The sequence below is a fragment of the Acinetobacter sp. YH12218 genome, from assembly GCF_013417925.1.
GTDB classification, from domain to species: domain Bacteria; phylum Pseudomonadota; class Gammaproteobacteria; order Pseudomonadales; family Moraxellaceae; genus Acinetobacter; species Acinetobacter amyesii.
In genome coordinates, this window is record NZ_VPDB01000008.1 from 39,007 (window position 1) to 56,611 (window position 17,605).

16 protein-coding genes are annotated in these 17,605 nt (G+C 40.4%); 4 read left to right on the plus strand and 12 right to left on the minus strand.

Going from position 1 to position 17,605, the window contains the following annotated elements; genetic code table 11:
- Positions 1 to 74 precede the first annotated feature (74 nt).
- The gene (locus FTV03_RS03810; RefSeq protein ID WP_180040040.1) at positions 75 to 1,433 is read right to left on the minus strand and encodes a site-specific integrase; all 1,359 of its coding nucleotides are present in this window, start codon (positions 1,431 to 1,433) and stop codon (positions 75 to 77) included.
- Positions 1,434 to 1,667: 234 nt separating this feature from the next.
- Here FTV03_RS03810 and mutS point away from each other — a divergent pair, with 234 nt between their 5' ends.
- From mutS to FTV03_RS03830, 4 genes are all read left to right on the plus strand, one after another.
- Complete coding sequence (gene mutS / locus FTV03_RS03815; protein WP_180040042.1) at positions 1,668 to 4,298, plus strand: DNA mismatch repair protein MutS; 2,631 nt, start codon at positions 1,668 to 1,670, stop codon at positions 4,296 to 4,298.
- 385 nt (positions 4,299 to 4,683) lie between these two features.
- The gene (fdxA, locus tag FTV03_RS03820) at positions 4,684 to 5,007 is read left to right on the plus strand and encodes a ferredoxin FdxA (RefSeq protein WP_004651686.1); all 324 of its coding nucleotides are present in this window, start codon (positions 4,684 to 4,686) and stop codon (positions 5,005 to 5,007) included.
- 138 nt (positions 5,008 to 5,145) lie between these two features.
- Entirely contained in the window at positions 5,146 to 5,868 is a 723-nt protein-coding gene (locus tag FTV03_RS03825; protein ID WP_078188751.1) for a D-Ala-D-Ala carboxypeptidase family metallohydrolase, read from the plus strand.
- Between the two features lie 131 nt (positions 5,869 to 5,999).
- Entirely contained in the window at positions 6,000 to 6,665 is a 666-nt protein-coding gene (locus FTV03_RS03830; RefSeq protein WP_078193558.1) for an O-methyltransferase, read from the plus strand.
- A 166-nt stretch (positions 6,666 to 6,831) separates the two neighbouring features.
- On the opposite strand, the gene FTV03_RS03835 is transcribed toward FTV03_RS03830, so the two are convergent.
- The 11 genes from FTV03_RS03835 to FTV03_RS03885 all read right to left on the minus strand — a co-directional run bounded on the left by FTV03_RS03835 (position 6,832) and on the right by FTV03_RS03885 (position 17,522).
- Entirely contained in the window at positions 6,832 to 7,674 is an 843-nt protein-coding gene (locus FTV03_RS03835) for a universal stress protein (protein WP_078188753.1), read from the minus strand.
- Positions 7,675 to 7,804: 130 nt separating this feature from the next.
- On the minus strand, positions 7,805 to 8,422 hold the full coding sequence (locus FTV03_RS03840; protein WP_180040044.1) for a DapH/DapD/GlmU-related protein: 618 nt from the start codon (positions 8,420 to 8,422) through the stop codon (positions 7,805 to 7,807).
- Positions 8,415 to 9,014 carry a YigZ family protein gene (locus tag FTV03_RS03845; protein ID WP_180040046.1) on the minus strand — a complete coding sequence of 200 codons (600 nt, stop codon included), beginning with the start codon at positions 9,012 to 9,014 and terminating at the stop codon, positions 8,415 to 8,417. Before FTV03_RS03845 ends, FTV03_RS03840 begins: the two co-directional genes overlap by 8 nt.
- A 102-nt stretch (positions 9,015 to 9,116) precedes the next feature.
- The gene (locus tag FTV03_RS03850; RefSeq protein ID WP_180040048.1) at positions 9,117 to 10,307 is read right to left on the minus strand and encodes an HlyD family type I secretion periplasmic adaptor subunit; all 1,191 of its coding nucleotides are present in this window, start codon (positions 10,305 to 10,307) and stop codon (positions 9,117 to 9,119) included.
- A 3-nt stretch (positions 10,308 to 10,310) separates the two neighbouring features.
- Entirely contained in the window at positions 10,311 to 12,437 is a 2,127-nt protein-coding gene (locus FTV03_RS03855) for a type I secretion system permease/ATPase (protein ID WP_078193563.1), read from the minus strand.
- A complete protein-coding gene (locus tag FTV03_RS03860; protein ID WP_180040100.1) occupies positions 12,434 to 13,957 on the minus strand; it encodes a TolC family protein in 1,524 nt (507 codons plus the stop codon). Before FTV03_RS03860 ends, FTV03_RS03855 begins: the two co-directional genes overlap by 4 nt.
- Before the next feature lie 166 nt (positions 13,958 to 14,123).
- On the minus strand, positions 14,124 to 14,867 hold the full coding sequence (gene lptB, locus FTV03_RS03865) for an LPS export ABC transporter ATP-binding protein (protein WP_180040050.1): 744 nt from the start codon (positions 14,865 to 14,867) through the stop codon (positions 14,124 to 14,126).
- The gene (gene lptA, locus FTV03_RS03870; protein ID WP_111883783.1) at positions 14,867 to 15,433 is read right to left on the minus strand and encodes a lipopolysaccharide transport periplasmic protein LptA; all 567 of its coding nucleotides are present in this window, start codon (positions 15,431 to 15,433) and stop codon (positions 14,867 to 14,869) included. Before lptA ends, lptB begins: the two co-directional genes overlap by 1 nt.
- Positions 15,423 to 15,965, minus strand: a complete 543-nt coding sequence (gene lptC, locus FTV03_RS03875) for an LPS export ABC transporter periplasmic protein LptC (RefSeq protein ID WP_180040052.1) — start codon at positions 15,963 to 15,965, stop codon at positions 15,423 to 15,425. The genes lptA and lptC overlap by 11 nt, the downstream gene beginning before the upstream one ends.
- A 35-nt stretch (positions 15,966 to 16,000) precedes the next feature.
- Positions 16,001 to 16,540 (minus strand): HAD family hydrolase, encoded by a 540-nt coding sequence (locus FTV03_RS03880; RefSeq protein ID WP_078188762.1) that lies wholly within the window; start codon positions 16,538 to 16,540, stop codon positions 16,001 to 16,003.
- 4 nt (positions 16,541 to 16,544) lie between these two features.
- Positions 16,545 to 17,522, minus strand: coding sequence for an SIS domain-containing protein (locus FTV03_RS03885; protein WP_168377848.1), 978 nt, complete (start codon positions 17,520 to 17,522; stop codon positions 16,545 to 16,547).
- Between the last annotated feature and the right edge of the window lie 83 nt (positions 17,523 to 17,605).

Here is a 17,605-nt window from a genome sequence, read left to right on the forward strand (position 1 = left end):
TGCAACTGAGAATTTCATAAAAAAATAGTAAAGCGACAATTAATGTCGCTTAATTTAACTTATAGATAGCATGTTTAATTAACTAAAGACTCCATGTGATAAGCCCACTTCTGTAACCACTCAGAACACTCTTTTTCATAAGTATGCAAATCATAAGTACCTTGTATTCCTTTTTTAGAATGACCCAATACTGCTTCCGCTACTTCTGCAGGACATCCCAAGCGTGACAATCCTGTACGCACCGTCCTTCTTAAGTCATGTGGGTTCCAGTCAGGCATGTCATTCAACCAAAGCTGTTCTGATCTATATGTTTGTTTGTATGTCATCTTCTCTGGATTTTTCATTCTCCACTTACACTCAGTTATGGTTTTTTGCAAAAGTGGTTTTCCACTTTTTTCCATTTGAAAAACATATTCCAAATGCTTATTAGGAAGATTAGCAATAAATTCAGCACACTGACGAGATAGTTGAACATAACGTTCTGAACCATTTTTACTTTGTCTAATATGCCATGTTCTAGAATCCAAATTTATATCTGCCCATTTTGCTTCACAGACTTCACCAGTTCGACACCCTGTCCATAATGTGATCATCAATACTTGTTTATGTTTTGCTGAAAATCCTGAAGTTGGCAACCACTGCAGAACACGCCTTAATTCATCATCACTTAAAACTCTAGTTCCTTTCGTACAAGTCAGCTTTAATCTAGCTTGTTTCGCACTTGCCTTTGCCAACAAAGCTGGGTTAGCAAAATCTTCTTTAAACTTTTCAAGCCCAATAGCGTACTCATAAGCTAAAGTTAATTCAGACAAAACTCTACCTGCCTGAACATTGGCTCCTCTTGCCACTATATCTGACACCAACTGCACGATATCTTTACGAGTAATTTTTTCAGCAGGTAAATGCCCTAAGACTTTTACAGCATCTCCATACAGCGTTCTTCTTGTTTCATCTTGCCCCTTCTTCTTACGAGACCCTCGAATCAATTTCTTTAGCCCAGATCTTGGATCATCTACGTACCTATCTTCGATTACGTTTGTAAGATATAACTCGATTAAATCTTTAACTGTAAATTGATGAAGTTCCTCTTTCTCTTTTTCTGCTTGAAGCTTAGTTAGCCTTTCCAATTTTTCTTCTTTTGCGTAAGTACTTGGACAAATTCCTGAGCGCCTTTGAGCTTTTAACTTTTGCAACTCGATCCTTGCTTCAGCCAAAGATAATTCAGGAAAAGTACCTATCTTCATTTTTTTTAACGAGTTATCGATAGGACTACGATAACGATATATAAAAGATGTTAATCCAGTCTTCCCTTTATATACTCGCAAGCCTTCATTTTCACCTATATCGGCTTTATAACTATCATTCTTCATCTTCTCTATCGCTTTAGCAGATAAAGCAACTTTTTTCGTTGCTTGAGTTTCTTTTTCACTCACCTAGAAATCCCCTTAGAAACAAAGCCACAGTTTTTGTTAGAATCCGTTTCAGAAATTCAAAAATCGACTCATCTTATTCTTAGTATTTTAACAACACACCAAGAAAAGGTACACCAAAAGGTATACTTATTCATTGGATTGTTCAGGTTTAGACAAGATTCAATAGGATTCGTCAGGAAAAGTTTTGTATGCAATTATTTGTAAATATTATTAATTTTAAAGGTGTTAAGTGATATGAATACAGAAAATATAGTACCTGACCCATCCACACTAACACCTATGATGCAACAGTACATGTCAGTCAAAATGCAAAATCCGCATTCACTGATGTTTTATCGGATGGGTGATTTTTATGAGCTCTTTTTTGAAGATGCGCATAAAGCAGCAAAACTCTTAGGAATTACACTGACGCATCGTGGTAAAGCCAATGGTGAGCCCATTCCCATGGCTGGCGTCCCGTACCACGCAGCTGAAGGCTATTTAGCCCGCCTTGTAAAAAAAGGTGAAACGGTGGTGATCTGCGAACAAATTGGTGAAGTAACTGGCAAAGGGCCAGTTGAGCGCGGCATTGTTCGTATCATTACCCCGGGAACATTAACAGACGATGCACTGATTGCCTCTCATCAAAGTTCCAATTTAGTCGCGATCTGCTTACAACAAAATCAAATCGGGATTGCTTTACTAGACCTCAGTGCAGGTATTTTTAAAGTTCAGCAAATGGACTATCAACTGGAACAATTGGCAATCGAACTTTCACGTTTAATGCCGAGCGAAATTTTGATTGATGAAGATCTCATTGACCCGAATATTGTCGAGCAAATTAAACGTCAATTAGACTGCCCTGTTACCAAGCGTCCAAATGTCGACTTCAATTTAAATAACGCGCAAAAAACGCTGTGTGACCAATTTGCAGTAGCCACACTTTCAGGTTTTGGTATTGACCATTTACCTTTGGCGAAAGCTGCCGCAGCGGCTTTGATTCACTATGCAAAAGTCACTCAAAAAACCGCTTTACCACATATCCGCAGCATTCAACTCGAACAAAGTAGTGATTTCGTGGCGCTCGATCCCGTCACTCGTCGTAACTTAGAACTGATTGATCCCCTATTTGAACATGGTACTTCCCTGTTCCAACTAATCAATGATTGCCAAACTGCGATGGGTGGCCGTCTATTAAGTCGTACCTTAATGCAGCCTTTACGAGATACCGCTTTATTGGATGCGCGTTTAGATGCTTCACAAGCGATGCTGCAAGGCTATCATGAGTCTCCGATCCGCTTAGTTCTCAAGGAAATTGGCGATATTGAACGAGTGCTATCTCGTGTAGCGCTCGGCAGTGCTCGACCACGAGACCTTGTTCAGTTACGTCAAACTTGTGCACAAATTCCCTATCTTCGACATGCACTTGAACCGATCATTCAGGCACATCAATCTAAGCTGATCGCTCAGTTAAATGATGAAATGGGTGATTTTCACGGCTTACATGAGCGTCTTATGTCTGCCATCGTAGAAAACCCGCCGGTGCTTTTACGTGATGGTAATGTGATTGCCGAGGGCTTCGACACTGAACTCGATGAACTGCGTAAAATTCGTGACCATGCAGGACAATTCCTCATTGATCTCGAAATCAAAGAGCGTGAACAAACCGGAATTTCAACCTTAAAAATTGGCTATAACCGTGTCAGTGGCTACTATATTGAACTGACTCGAGCACAGGCTGAGCAAGCACCTGATCATTATATTCGCCGCCAAACTCTAAAAAATGCGGAACGCTACATTACCCCTGAGCTGAAATCGTTTGAAGATAAGGTGCTTTCGAGTGAGTCACGTGCATTAGCGCGCGAAAAAATGCTCTTTGAGCTATTACTTGATGAGTTACGTGCAGATATTGGCAACTTACAAATGATGAGCGCCGCTATAGCGCAAATTGATTTACTGGCTAATTTTGCCCATCAAGCTCGATTACGAAATTGGTCACGTCCTGAATATAGCCCTGAAGTTGGGATCAAAATCAAAGCCGGACGTCACCCAGTTGTGGAATCTCTGAGCAAATCAGCATTTACTCCAAATGATACTAGTTTGGACTTTAATCACCGCATGGCGATTATCACAGGGCCAAATATGGGCGGTAAATCGACCTTTATGCGCCAAACTGCCTTAATCAGCTTATTAGCCTACTGTGGTAGCTTTGTCCCTGCCCAATCTGCCGTATTAGGGCCGATCGATCGGATATTTACCCGTATAGGATCTGCCGACGACTTGTCTACAGGCAAATCAACCTTCATGGTGGAAATGACTGAAACCTCACAGATTCTACATCATGCGACCAATCAATCATTGGTACTGATGGATGAAGTCGGACGTGGTACGAGTACCTATGATGGCTTATCTTTGGCGTGGGCATGTGTGCTCGATCTCACCCGTCGCATTAAATGTTTATGCCTATTTGCAACGCATTATTTTGAGCTCACCGAGTTAGGCAAAGACGCCAATATAGATAACTATCATGTGACTGCTCGTGAGCTAAATGGCAACCTGATCTTACTGCATAAAGTTCAACAAGGCCCAGCGAGTCAAAGTCATGGTCTACAGGTGGCAAAGCTTGCAGGTATTCCTGCAGCTGTGATCAAAGAAGCGCAAAATCGCCTTCATATATTAGAAACTCAGCAAAAACAGCAACTCAATACGGCTGTACAAACCGATCTATTCTCGGCACTCGCAGAGCCTGAAGTCATTGAACGCGTAGTTGAAGTTGAAAAAACATCGCCCGTACTTGATGCCTTAGCAGATATTGATATCGATAACTTAAGTCCACGTGAAGCATTACAACAGCTTTACGCTTTAAAGGATTTACTTAAGATCTAAATTGAGCAGAAGCGATAGATGAGATATGCAAAGAACACCAATGAAGGTGTTCTTTGCATTGACACCATTCAAACGCGTAAATTAGTGAATGTTTGCTATCTACTACCGCGGCTATTCAGCAATAAATTGATAAAAAATTAATGTTCTAAAATGTTTCATGCTTAAAATGCACATAAAAATATTGTTCGATAAACAGATGTAATTTAATTAGTTTTTGAGTATGATTCTCATTCATTGTGAAATTTACATAAATTGTTCAGTTTTTAGTGATTTTAACAGCACTGCATATAATAATTATCAATAAAAGGAATTGTTAGTTACCCTATTTTTTGCCTAAAATACACCATTAGTTTATTAGAACCATATTTTTTAGGTAGCTGTCGCCATGACCTTTGTTGTCACTGAAAACTGTATTAAATGTAAATATCAAGACTGCGTAGAAGTTTGCCCTGTTGACTGTTTCTATGAAGGTCCAAACTTCCTTGTTATTAATCCAGATGAATGTATCGACTGTGCGCTATGTGAACCTGAGTGTCCAGCTAACGCGATTTTCTCTGAAGATGAGTTACCTGAAGGTCAAGAAGTATTTATCGAACTTAATACTGAACTTTCTCAAAAATGGCCGAACATCACTCAAATTGGTGATCAACCTGCCGACCGTGAAGAGTGGAACGGTAAAGCTGATAAATTACAATATCTTGAAAAGTAATTTTACGCTTTCATGAAAAGATCAGCACATGCTGATCTTTTTTTATACTTAAAGCACACATTTCATTGCAAATTATTCAAATTTTCTCAATCAAATTGGATTAAAATAGAACGAGTTTATAAATAATTGATTTCTATAATGAAGCATTTACTCAAGGGATTATTGTCCGTTGCAATATTCCCTCTTGTTTTCATTGGTTGTACAACTACACCACAAAAACAAGGTCACACTATTACAACTCCCGACGGTAAACGTATTTACATACCTCAAGAAAAAGTGACGACCATCAGACAAGCCCCGCCTAAAGTGGTGCCTTATGCCTACAATTCGTGGGTCGCGTCTGTCGATAATTTACGTCGCGTTCGAGACTATGAAGTCTTTTTAGAGAAAAATGGTGTAGGCAATATCATTCCTTCATTTGAGTTGATGCGTACTGCACGTGACTGGCAAAAATGTGGTCGCTCAGAATATATGGTACCTAACCGTGAATTATGGCAAAACCAAATTGCAACCTTACGTGTCTTTAAATATTTAGTAGCTGCCAATATCTTAACGGACTTTGAAGTGACATCGGTTTATCGTGATTTGCCTTTGAACCAGTGTGCCGGTGGTGCAAGTTCATCTCGTCACTTATACAACTCTGCGATTGATTTCCGTATTGGACCTGCGTACCCGCAGCCCGAAGACTACAGTTATATTGAAAATACCAAGTTCCGTTTATGCCAATTTTGGTCACAACACGGGCAGAGTCTCAATATGGGATTAGGTTTATATGCCAGCGGACAAATTCATATTGATACTCAAGGCTACCGTACTTGGGGGCCTGATCACTCAAGTCGCTCATCAATGTGTAATTACTAAAACATTACATCGTCATATCAAGACCTCTTCGGAGGTCTTTTTTGTACATAAAATATTCAAATATAGAACAATAAATTGCGATGTTGGTGGAAAGGTTTAAAATGCTTGCATCAATCACGAGGTGCGACAACATGCAACAAATGTGGACAGACATTGATGCTTACATCGATTCACATTTAATTCCTGAAGATCCAATATTGACCCAAACACTTCAACATACGGATGAACGTGGCTTTCCTGATCATCTTGCTGTAGCGGCTAATCAAGGCATGCTGCTTCAAATGTTAATCCAAATGAACAAGTGTAAACGCGTTTTAGAACTTGGAACTTTTGCAGCCTATAGCACCATGTGGTTAGCACGTGCCTTACCTGAAGATGGTTACATTCTGACCATTGAAGGTCGTGATACACATGCTGCCCTCGGTCAAGAAAATATTGATAATGCAAAGCTTGCACAAACGATAGAACTGAAATGTGGTCGTGCGGCAGATATTTTACGTGCCCTTCCTGAAGATACCGAACCTTTTGACTTTATTTTTGTCGATGCAGACAAACAGAGCTACCCTGAATATTTAGAATTAAGCTTAAATTTATCTCATTCAGGTACAGTGATTGTTTTAGACAATGTGATTCGTGCAGGTGAGATTCTGAATGCTGAAAACCATAAACCAAGCATTGAAGGTATTCGTGATATGTTCAAAGCTATGCAAAATCATCCGAAAATTTTATCCTGCACGGCACTTCAAACTGTAGGTTGTAAAGGTCATGATGGTTTTGCAATTGCAATCGTTAAATAATCTTAATCGAGGTGTTTTTTAGACATCTTGAGTAAAGGTATAAAAAATAATCAATACAGTATTTTATTTTCAAAACAATTACTTATAAACACTGCACACAGAGTTATCCACAATTTATGAGGATAACTCTGATTGTTTTTAAATCAACTCTGTTCGTTTGCTCAACTTATTTTACAACCAACAATGGAACACTCGAATTTCTGAAAATACTGGTGGTGATACTGCCCAAGAAGAACTGATGGATTTTACTGTGGCTAAAAGCGCCAAGTACGATTAACTGAATGCCATGCTCTTGTTGATAGTCCAGAATATTTTCCGAAACATCGCCATAACGGTATTCTGTCACCACATCGAGACCGGCATTGGTTAAATAATTTTTTGGATCATCCAAGATTTGTGGGTGATCTCCAACATAAACCAAATGACATTGTAAGAGTTTGAGTAGATCACTTTGTGCCACACGCTTCATTAACTCAACGCATTTAGGCGAATATTCATAGGCAAAAATAAAACGAGTCGGTGGTTTAAACGTTGGCCCTACAGTCATAACTGTACAACTTGCACCACGTATAAAGTTTTCAACATTACTACCAAGCGGCTTATTGCGCTCTGCTGAACGTTCACCCACGCGACCAATTAAAACAATATCGTCATCTTGCAACACATTAAAACTTTGCTCTAAGAAGTCGCCCTTTTCCTGAATATGGGTGGTTTGAATACCATGCTTATCTTGGATCATTTCAGAAATGTGTTTGAGCAAGTTATTACTATAATCTAACGCTAAATCACTTTGTTTTTGTTCTAACTCCGCGAGTTCTTTCAAGAGCATAGCATTACTTTCAAACCCAATCACTCCACTGATTTCACCTAAGTGATAACTTGCCGGATAGTAATCAAGTATTTGCAGTAAAACCAACTCACGGTGAGTTTGTTTAGCAACCCAAGCAGCAGCATCAGCTAGTGCATTAATGCATGGAGAAGAGTCGATACAGGCGATAACTCGTTTCATGATTAGCCCTCGTTTTATTATTGCTTGGCTATAAAATGTTGTTTGTTATTTTTAACTTATCACAACTCTGTTTCACTGTGCATGCATTTGTGTAAGCATAAAAACGATTTATGACCTATTTGGCGATTATTTATTCACGATATCGAATGAGTTTTGCAGGATTTCCCGCAATGATTGCACGCGCTTCAACATTTTTCGTCACCATACTGTTCATACCGACCACAGCCTGCTCAGCAATGTGAATGCCATCCTTGATTCCAACATGCGCCCCTAACCAAACATCACGCTCTATCTCAATCCCTTGTGATCGTACAGCCTGCTGATAAATGGGTTGATTAACATCCATTCCATGATCAAAAGCGTATAAATGGCAATATGCCGCCATACGAACCTGATCGTGAATTTTGATGCCCACTCGCCCACCATCTAAAATACAGTGATGATTGATCGCCACTTCATTGCCTATTTCTATTGGGCCATGCAAAGTGCAATCCGCCGCAATAAAGCTGTTATCTCCAATAACAATCTTACGTCCCGGTTCGGCAAAAATATGAGCCAATGGCGATATAAAACAGTTTTCACCAATTTCAACGGTTTCCATCGATTTGAGATAGTCTTGATATTCCTGTTGCCAAGCTTCGGCCCAACCACGATTTTTCGGTTTAAGTGACCAATACAACCAAGGCATATAATTCAGACGATGCTTATGTTGCTCTCGATATTTCAATAATGGATCTTGTTCATTCATCTTCATCAGCCTCGACGATATGCAGTTGTTCACGTCCGCGAGTTACATCTTGTATCTTTAACTGCAGTGGTTGGATTTGATGAATTTGCAATGATGCAAGTACATTTACACCTTCCACTGTGTAGTCTTCCTGAAATTCAATTTGCTGCTGATTGAGTTCATATTGGAAAATTGCCCACTCATTAAACTGACAACTAAATTGCACTTTTTTCTTCTCAATGAGTTCAATTTTTTCAGCTTGTAAAAGGCATTGACCGGCACAGCCACCATAGGCACGTACCAAGCCCCCAGTCCCGAGCTTAATTCCGCCATACCAACGATTAACCAAGACCAAAACATTGGTTAGGTCATTCCCTTCTATGGTTGCTAGAATGGGCCGACCTGCTGTGCCTGAAGGCTCACCATCATCATTAAAACGTACGGTATGTCCAATTTTCCATGCCCAACACTGATGTGTTGTTGAGATATCCTTATTGGCTTCGAGAAATTCTTTAACGGCTTGTTCATTTTCCACAGGAACTGCGATGGCTTGAAAACGACTTTTTTTAATGTCTTCTTCATATTCAAACTGTGCGGCGAGTGTAAATGGCATAACGTCTTTAGATCCTGTATCAAAGGACATTATAGCGTTTTTTGAAAGACTTACATCCACAAAAAAGCCTCCAAAACTGGAGGCTTGATTGGCACTGCGTTATTAACGTTCGCGAAGTGCTTCTTTGGCTTTATTGAATGGCTTGATTAAATATTCAAGTACAGTTTTCGAGCCTGTGCGGATATCAACTGTTGCCACCATACCCGGTGTAATACTAAAACTTTTACCTTCTTTATTGCTTAATTTATCACTATCTGTACGGATATAAACACGATAATAGAACTGATCTTGTTTCACTTCATCACGTAACGTGTCTGGTGAAATGACGGTCACTTTACCTTTTAAGCCGCCATAGATCGAATAATCATAAGCCGTAATTTTAACTAAGGCTTCTTGACCCGGACGAATAAAAGCAATATCCCGCGGTGAAATACGTGCTTCAACCAAAAGCTGTTCATCCAAGGGTACAATAGTCATCAATTTACCATTTTGCGGAATCACACCGCCCAATGTCATCACATCAATTTCTTTGACCACACCACGTACTGGAGATTTAAATACCGTACGACTCAACGTATCCGATTTGCCTTTCACCACTTGTTGCTGTGATTCAATATCCGTATTGGCTTTCGACAATTCTTCCCGTGATTTCACCAAATATTGGTTACGGACATCGTTTAACTGATTTTGTAAGTCATTCGCTGAACGCTTTAAACGAAGCACTTCAACTTCACTTGCTGCACCTTTGGCAACGAGCGGCTCAGTCATGGCCAATTCTTGTTGAACCAATACCAAAGCTTGTTTTAAGCCTGCAACTGATTCTTCCAAGTTTGCACGACGTGAACGATATAAAGCAGTCTCTTCATTCACTAAGGCCGGAATCTTTTGAACATCTTCAGGAAAACTGAGTGGCGTACCATTCACTTCTGCACGTAAACGCGCTGCTGTTGCACGAGATGCCACAAGTAAAGACTCAGTTTCACCGACATTTGATGCAAAACGAGTTGGATCGAGTTGTGCAAGGACTTGACCTTGTTCAACAATTTGACCTTCCTTCACATTCAATTTGGTTAAAATCCCTCCCTCAAGCGACTGAACAATTTGTTCTTTCGAAGATGGAATCACTTTACCTGTACCTGTAGAGACTTCCTCTAATTTGAATAACCAAGCCCAGATTAAAAGAATAGCCAGACCAATCGTAATAATCCAAATGATTAAACTCGATTTTGGTAATGGTGGCTCTTTAAAGCTGACTTTGGTCGAGCGTTGTATTTCTTGTTTATTTTCACTCATGATTTAAGCCCCAGCTACTTTTTTCTGAGCATTCTGATTCAGAATTTGATCACGAGGCCCATCCATGACAATTTTACCTTCGTTCACCACAATAATGCGGTCAACCAACTCAAGTACCGCACGACGGTGTGTTGCCACCACCATAGTTCGGTTTTGTAAATAACCTTTTAAATGATCGATCAACTGCTTTTCAGATACGTCATCAATGGCCGCTGTAGGTTCATCAAGCAATAGAATATTGGGTTGACGAATCAATAAGCGTGCAAGCAGCAATGCTTGGCGTTGACCGCCAGAGAAGCCTACACCACCTTCTAAAATAATATGGTCTAGCCCTTCTTTTTTCTCTTGAACAAAGTGAATTGCACCCGTAATTTTCAGTACTTCAATCAATTGTTCGTCCGTAGCCAACGGAGCACCCAAGGTCAAGTTTTCACGAATCGTACCGTAGAATAACTGTGCATTTTGGTTCAATAGCCCCATATCACGACGTACATCTGCGGGGTCGATTAAAGACAGCTCAATCCCATCTAATTTAACTTTGCCTTGTACAGGCGTTTGCATACCTGATAACAACTGAAGAAGCGTCGACTTACCAGCACCATTACGACCCAAAATTGCGATCTTTTCTCCGGCCTTAATTTCCAGTTTTGGAATTAAAAGACTCGGACGTGGATCATCTTCACCATACTTAAATGACACACCATTGAGTTCATAATGACCATTAATTGATGGTCGATGAATAAGGTGAGAATAATCCGGTTGATCGACAGGTTTCTTCATGAGCTCATCCAGACCGGCTTTTGCCACTTTTGCCTGTTGTAAACGACCTAATACCCCTGCCAATGCAGAAATCGGTGCTAACATTCGTGAGGACAAAATCGAACAAGCCACCAAAGCACCTGTGGTCATTTCACCTTTCATCACAGCAAAACAGCCGACAAGTACAACAATTGCAAACGTTAGACCCTGAATTTTTTGCGTCCATGCCGACATTAAGCCTACAATTTTACGTTGACGCATGCTGACATCAGCAGACACTTCATTCATGTGGTTCCATTGGTTTTGGAAACGTGATTCAGCACGAAGTAATTTGATATCCTCCATACCTTGCACAGATTCAACCAATAAGGCATTACGAATCGAAGACTCGCGCATACCCATTTGTGCAAGTTTAGCCAATGGTTTTTGCGCCAAAATCCCTGGAATAATCATCAAAGGAACCACCAACAGCATAACCCAAAATAGATTGCCGCCAATTAACCAGAAGATGAACAGGAACAAGAAGAAAAACGGTAAGTCGGCAATCGCAGTAACAGTCGTCGAGGTGACCATTTCGCGTACCCCTTCTAATTCACGAATCTGTGAAATAAAAGTACCTGTAGATTTTGAGCGTTCGCTATTTTTAATTCTTAATGCATGACCAAATACACGATCTGAAATTTTCAAATCGGCACGTTTACCAATAATATCCGACAAATAAATTCGTGAAACACGTAATGCAAACTCAAATATCGCTGCAATTAACACCCCACCCGCAAGTACCCATAAAGTCGGCACAGATTGAGATGGAATGACACGGTCGTACACATTCATTGAGAATAAAATGGTGGCTAGGGCCAAGATATTTGCCATTAATGAAGCAAACATAATGTCGATGTAGCGTTTCCAGTCTTTTAAAACGATCGACCAGAACCAATTTTTTTCAAACGGCTTGATGTATTCATCAACACGTGCATCGGGTACAGATGACTCTGGACGCAGAATATATATATTGCGAACGCCATGGCTCAATCGTTCAATAGAGAAGACTTGAGATAAACCTTCATCTCCGCTCAATTGGACACTGGCATTACCGTCTACGTCGATGCGTTCTACCACACCCACTTCACCACTGATAAACTCAACCAATACAGGTAAGCGCCATGGATTGAGCAGATTTATGTCGTATTTGTTTTTACGAACACTTAATCCAATTTGGCGTGCCATAACTGCGACCAGTTCATCGGCATTTTTGTGTTGATCCCAATCCAACTGCAACCGTATACGTTCTTCAGAGGGTTCAATTCGATAATGCTTTGCAATATTCAGAACCGCTTGTAGCCACGGTTGATAATTTATTGTATTACTCATGGCTGAACTTCAAACCCCTGAATAGATATATTATTAAGTTCATAGATATTTCGTGAACGCCCTGTCACTTGGATGTACTGTGCAAGTGCTGAGTAGATATCATATTGCGATGTCACAATTTCTTGTGCGGCACTATGTATGGCTTGCTCTGCATTCAGTAGATCGACAACCGTTCGAGTGCCTAATTTATATTGTTCTTGATACAGCTCTTTGGTTCTTACCGTTGTTTCACGGCGCTGCACCAATATCGACATTTGACGCTTTTTATTTTCGATTTGTTCACGAATCATTCGGACTTGATCAATCACATCCAAATACACTGTATTTACTTGTGCTTTTGCTGCTTCTTCTGCATAGCTTGCGGCACGTGTTTGCGCTGCAATTGCACCACCTTGGTAAAAATTACTGGTGGCTTCCAACATGATTGAATTATATAAACCATCATCTTCATCATTATTTGGATTACGGCCATTCACCGCCTGACTCAGACTGCCTTTGACATTGAGGGTTGGATAAGCACTTAATTTTGACTGTTGCTTTTGCAGTTTGGCAACTTGAACTCCAGCCTGTGCTTTCATCATGCTCGGAATCATCTTGAAGTCCGGATCCTCATATAAAGCCGCTGCAGTTAAGATCCGATCGGGTATCACCCAATTGATCTGACTTACATCAAAACCTAACAAGGTACGAAGTCGCTGTTGGTACTGTCGAAGTTGAGTTTCTTGCACAATTAAATTTGATTCCGCAGCTTCTAAATTTGACTTGGCTTGAATAGGGTCTGCTTGACTACTGATCCCTGCGGTTGCACGTAAATTAGCAATCTCAGCAATCCGACTCACACCGGCAATTTGCTGCTGCGCAATTTTAGCAACTTCTTGATATCGTTTAATGTTGATAATGGCATTTGCAACATCAAAAGAAACTTCATCTAAATTTACAAGTACATTAGCCTGCTCTTGTAACATTTTTGCTTCTTCGATACCGACAGCACTTTTGGTTTTACCAAAGTCATATAACATCTGCGTCGCATTTAAAGATACCAACTGACGTCCACGCTCGCCTTTAGTCAGATCTGCAGTGCTCAATCCACCTGAAATTTGGGGATAATATGCAGCATTCGCTAGGTCAATATTAGCGTTTTGCGATGCGACTGTAGCAATACTTTGTGTGATTTCTGGACGTCTTTGGACGGCGATATGTATCGCATCAATAAAACTTAGATTCTTCGCTACTGTGTTTGGATTATAGCTGCCTTGTTGTGTTCGACCATAAGCAACGGCTGGCATTTCTTGGACACGTGAGGTATCTAAATTATATTTACTGAGTTCGGTGATGTTAATTTTTTCGGCAGAAGGTTTAGGCTTATTAGGTAAAAAAATCTTATCTAATGTCTTTTGAATGGTACTTTGTGCAGTGCTAGTATCTGCTGCATACACTGAACCAATGGAAAAGGGTAATAATAATATACAAAAGAAATTACACTTATTTTTACGCGGACGCCCAACTTCTGGACCATTCATCTTTCGTAATCGCATGATTTTTGCAGGTCGTATTTTTAGTTTAAAGTATACTGAATTCTTGTTAATTTTTTAGATTAATCGCTCAGTTTTTGTCATTTCAGACAATAACATAAACCCGCTGAATGAAACTAGCGCCATTCAACGGGAAATTTCTTATATTATTCAATTAAACGATAAAATCATCACCAAGATAAACTTTACGTACCGTTTCATCTGCAAGGACTTCTTCTGGAGTACCTTCTGCAATCACTGAACCTTCGCTCACGATATAAGCATGCTCACAAATCGCAAGGGTTTCACGCACATTATGATCTGTAATTAATACGCCAATACCACGATCTTTCAATGTTCGGATAATGTCTTTAATATCACCCACTGAAATAGGATCGACCCCTGCAAAAGGTTCATCTAGCAACATAAATTTAGGGTCTGCAGCTAACGCGCGCGCGATTTCCGCACGGCGTCGCTCACCACCCGACACACTCATACCAAGAGAATCTTTGATGTGTGTGATTTTAAAGTCAGCAAGCAATTCCGTTAAACGTTGCTGACGTTGTTGCTTATTTAGATCTTTACGGGTTTCTAAAATCGACATGATATTTTCAGAAATGGTTAATTTTCTAAAAATAGATGCTTCTTGAGGTAGATAACCAATACCTTTACGTGCGCGCTCATGCATTGCCAAGTCAGACAAATCAAGATCATCTAAATGAATCTCACCTTTATCCATACGAACTAAGCCAACAACCATATAGAAGCTTGTGGTTTTACCTGCACCATTTGGACCAAGTAAACCCACAATTTGACCACTTTGCATGCTAAAGGACACATCCTTTACCACCCAACGCTTACTGTAGTTTTTGGCTAAATGCTTAATACATAAAGTTTGAACTTGCGAGGTCTGCTCCATTAATCACGTGCTCCTGGGAAGGACTTAGTGCTTGACGGCGGAATCACGATTTGTACACGACCTGAAGAAGATCCAGATTTATTTGGCGTACCTTCAGCAACGATATCGCCTTTATTCATACTGTATTTCAAGCTATTACCACGAATACTTGCACCATCTTGTTGCAACAAAGCACCACCCGTCATGGTGATAATACCTGTTTCAGCATTGTAGACGATTTTCTGTGCTTGGCCTTTCGCATAGCCTTTGGCAGGGTCAGTTTTTTGTTGGAAATGTGCTGGCCCACCCGTTGCTGTAATCGTACTGATCTCTTTTTTGCTGTTTAAGTTCGCAACGATTGAGTTTGCCTGAAGCTTCATCGAACCCTGTTCAATGATGACATTACCGGTATACGTCGTAATCCCAGTTTTTTCATTAAATGTTGCACGATCGGCAACCAATGAAATCGGTTGATTACGGTCTGAAGGCAAAGCAAAAGCTGCAACTGAACATAACGCCAGTGAACCGAGTAGCGCTGTACGTTTTAGGAAAGTTTTTGCAGTTTTTCGATTAAAATTATGGTTCATACTTTCCTCGAATATTAAAAAATTCGTATTGACCGCCGTTTAAATTTGCTTTTAAACCTTGGCTGACAAATTCGGCTTGTGGTGAAATCACCGTTACAGTCTTGTCCGTTTCTATTTCACGCTGTTTTGGAAAAGCAGTTAGTTCCTCAGTACGAAACTCCATTTGCCCTTCACGCATCAATTTCGTTGCAACCACATTGTCACTCAGCACGACTTTTTGGTTATCGTCCATACCATTGGCTTGTTTGGCAAAAAACGTGGCATCGACAGCACCATCTTGATAGGTCGATGCTTTCAGATTGACCAAATGAGACGTTTGCTTTTGCAAATCCTGCTCAAGTCGATCGACTTGCGCACGAATATGCAATTTTCCCTGCTCATCAGTCTGCGTCAGGTTAATGTTTTCAGCTGAGTAAGTCATACTTTTCGAAGAGTCCGCCTGAAGCTTATTACCCTTTCCACCGAAATAATAAAAACCACCGCTTACTGCAGCAATGACCACAGCTGTCACGTATAAAACTTTAGTATCCATAAGCGGAGATTCAATCCAATGACTGCATCAATTTATTAATAAGGTGCACTTGCATATTTTTCAAGTAGTTCCTGGTATACACCTTTAGAAACTAAAAGCATATCGCAGATTTCACGAACAGCACCACGTCCACCCATCGCCTGCGTAACAAGATCTGCACGGCGACGTACTTCTAAATGTCCATTCGGTACGGTCACTTTCATCCCTGCAATAGCAAAGGCTGAAAGATCCGGCCAATCATCACCCATATATAGGCAATCTGAAGGATCAATACCAAACTGTGCACAGGCTTCAGTCAAGGCAACACCTTTGTCTTCACGTCCTTGAAAGACCAAATCGACACCTAAGTCAGACATGCGTTTTTCAACAATATTACTTTTACGGCCGGTAATAATGATGACTTTGATACCCGCTTTTTGCACTAACTTCATGCCCAAGCCATCACGAATATCAAAAGATTTGATTTCATCGCCACTATTGGTCAACGTTACAAATCCATCACTTAAAATTCCATCTACATCCAGTACCAGTGCTTCTATGTGACGCGCTTGTTCTAGCAATACATACGATGCCATTTTCTTAATTTACCCCAGCCTGAATCAGATCATGCATGCTGATAATCCCAATCACTTTATTGGCATCATCAACAACTACAAATTGTGTAATTTTCTTTTCGTTCATACGTTCTAAAGCATGTACCGCACGTTCTTCTTGTGAAATCGTCAAAGGATTTTTAATCATCACTTCTGAGACTTTCATATTCACATCAAAGCCTTGCTGTTTATCAATCAAACGACGTAAATCACCATCGGTAAAAATGCCCAATAAGGTATCGTTTTCATCGACGATCGTGGTGAGACCCAAACGTTTATTTGAAATTTCGTACAGGACTTTATTCATTGGTGTCTCTGGCGACACTTTGGGTAAGTCTTCACCTGTATGCATAAGATGTTTTACATGCAATAACAAACGCTTACCCAACGCTCCAGCAGGATGAGAACGTGCGAAATCATCTGAGGTAAAGCCACGTGCATCCAATAATGCAACTGCAAGGGCATCACCTAAGGCTAATGTTGCAGTGGTACTTGAAGTCGGCGCTAGACCCAAAGGGCATGCTTCTTGAATATTACCCAAGGTCAATGCGACATCAGCATTTTGTGGCATTGGGCCTTTATTGTCGCCACTCATGGTAATTAGAGGAATGCCCAAATGTTTGATCAACGGCATGAGCATCATAATTTCATCACTCTTACCTGAGTTTGAAATTGCAATGAGCACATCACCTTTAACCAACATGCCCAAATCACCATGCCCCGCTTCACCCGGATGCATGAAGAAAGATGGCGTACCGGTCGAGGCAAACGTAGCGGCCATTTTACGACCGATATGACCCGATTTACCCATACCAGTAATCACTAAACGCCCTTTGCACTGTAAAATGATTTCGCAGGCTTGGCTAAAACGATCATCTATTTGAGTCGCTAATACTTGTAAAGCATGCTCTTCAATACGCAAAGTTTCTAATGCGACTTTCTGAAAATCGACTTGATTCGGCATATTTGGTGGATTCAAAGTTGTTATACCTTAAGCCGTGAGAGGTGCGCTCTCACTTTCAAAATAAAAAATTTTCACAATTTTAT

Bases quoted from the DNA above. Each gene is read 5' to 3' on its own strand.
- mutS (WP_180040042.1), top strand. From the start codon at position 1,668: ATGAATACAGAAAATATAGTACCTGACCCATCCACACTAACACCTATG.
- fdxA (WP_004651686.1), top strand. From the start codon at position 4,684: ATGACCTTTGTTGTCACTGAAAACTGTATTAAATGTAAATATCAAGAC.
- FTV03_RS03825 (WP_078188751.1), top strand. From the start codon at position 5,146: ATGAAGCATTTACTCAAGGGATTATTGTCCGTTGCAATATTCCCTCTT.
- FTV03_RS03830 (WP_078193558.1), top strand. From the start codon at position 6,000: ATGCAACAAATGTGGACAGACATTGATGCTTACATCGATTCACATTTA.
- FTV03_RS03835 (WP_078188753.1), bottom strand. From the start codon at position 7,674: ATGAAACGAGTTATCGCCTGTATCGACTCTTCTCCATGCATTAATGCA.
- FTV03_RS03840 (WP_180040044.1), bottom strand. From the start codon at position 8,422: ATGAATGAACAAGATCCATTATTGAAATATCGAGAGCAACATAAGCAT.
- FTV03_RS03845 (WP_180040046.1), bottom strand. From the start codon at position 9,014: ATGCCATTTACACTCGCCGCACAGTTTGAATATGAAGAAGACATTAAA.
- FTV03_RS03850 (WP_180040048.1), bottom strand. From the start codon at position 10,307: ATGAGTGAAAATAAACAAGAAATACAACGCTCGACCAAAGTCAGCTTT.
- FTV03_RS03855 (WP_078193563.1), bottom strand. From the start codon at position 12,437: ATGAGTAATACAATAAATTATCAACCGTGGCTACAAGCGGTTCTGAAT.
- FTV03_RS03860 (WP_180040100.1), bottom strand. From the start codon at position 13,957: ATGAATGGTCCAGAAGTTGGGCGTCCGCGTAAAAATAAGTGTAATTTC.
- lptB (WP_180040050.1), bottom strand. From the start codon at position 14,867: ATGGAGCAGACCTCGCAAGTTCAAACTTTATGTATTAAGCATTTAGCC.
- lptA (WP_111883783.1), bottom strand. From the start codon at position 15,433: ATGAACCATAATTTTAATCGAAAAACTGCAAAAACTTTCCTAAAACGT.
- lptC (WP_180040052.1), bottom strand. From the start codon at position 15,965: ATGGATACTAAAGTTTTATACGTGACAGCTGTGGTCATTGCTGCAGTA.
- FTV03_RS03880 (WP_078188762.1), bottom strand. From the start codon at position 16,540: ATGGCATCGTATGTATTGCTAGAACAAGCGCGTCACATAGAAGCACTG.
- FTV03_RS03885 (WP_168377848.1), bottom strand. From the start codon at position 17,522: ATGCCGAATCAAGTCGATTTTCAGAAAGTCGCATTAGAAACTTTGCGT.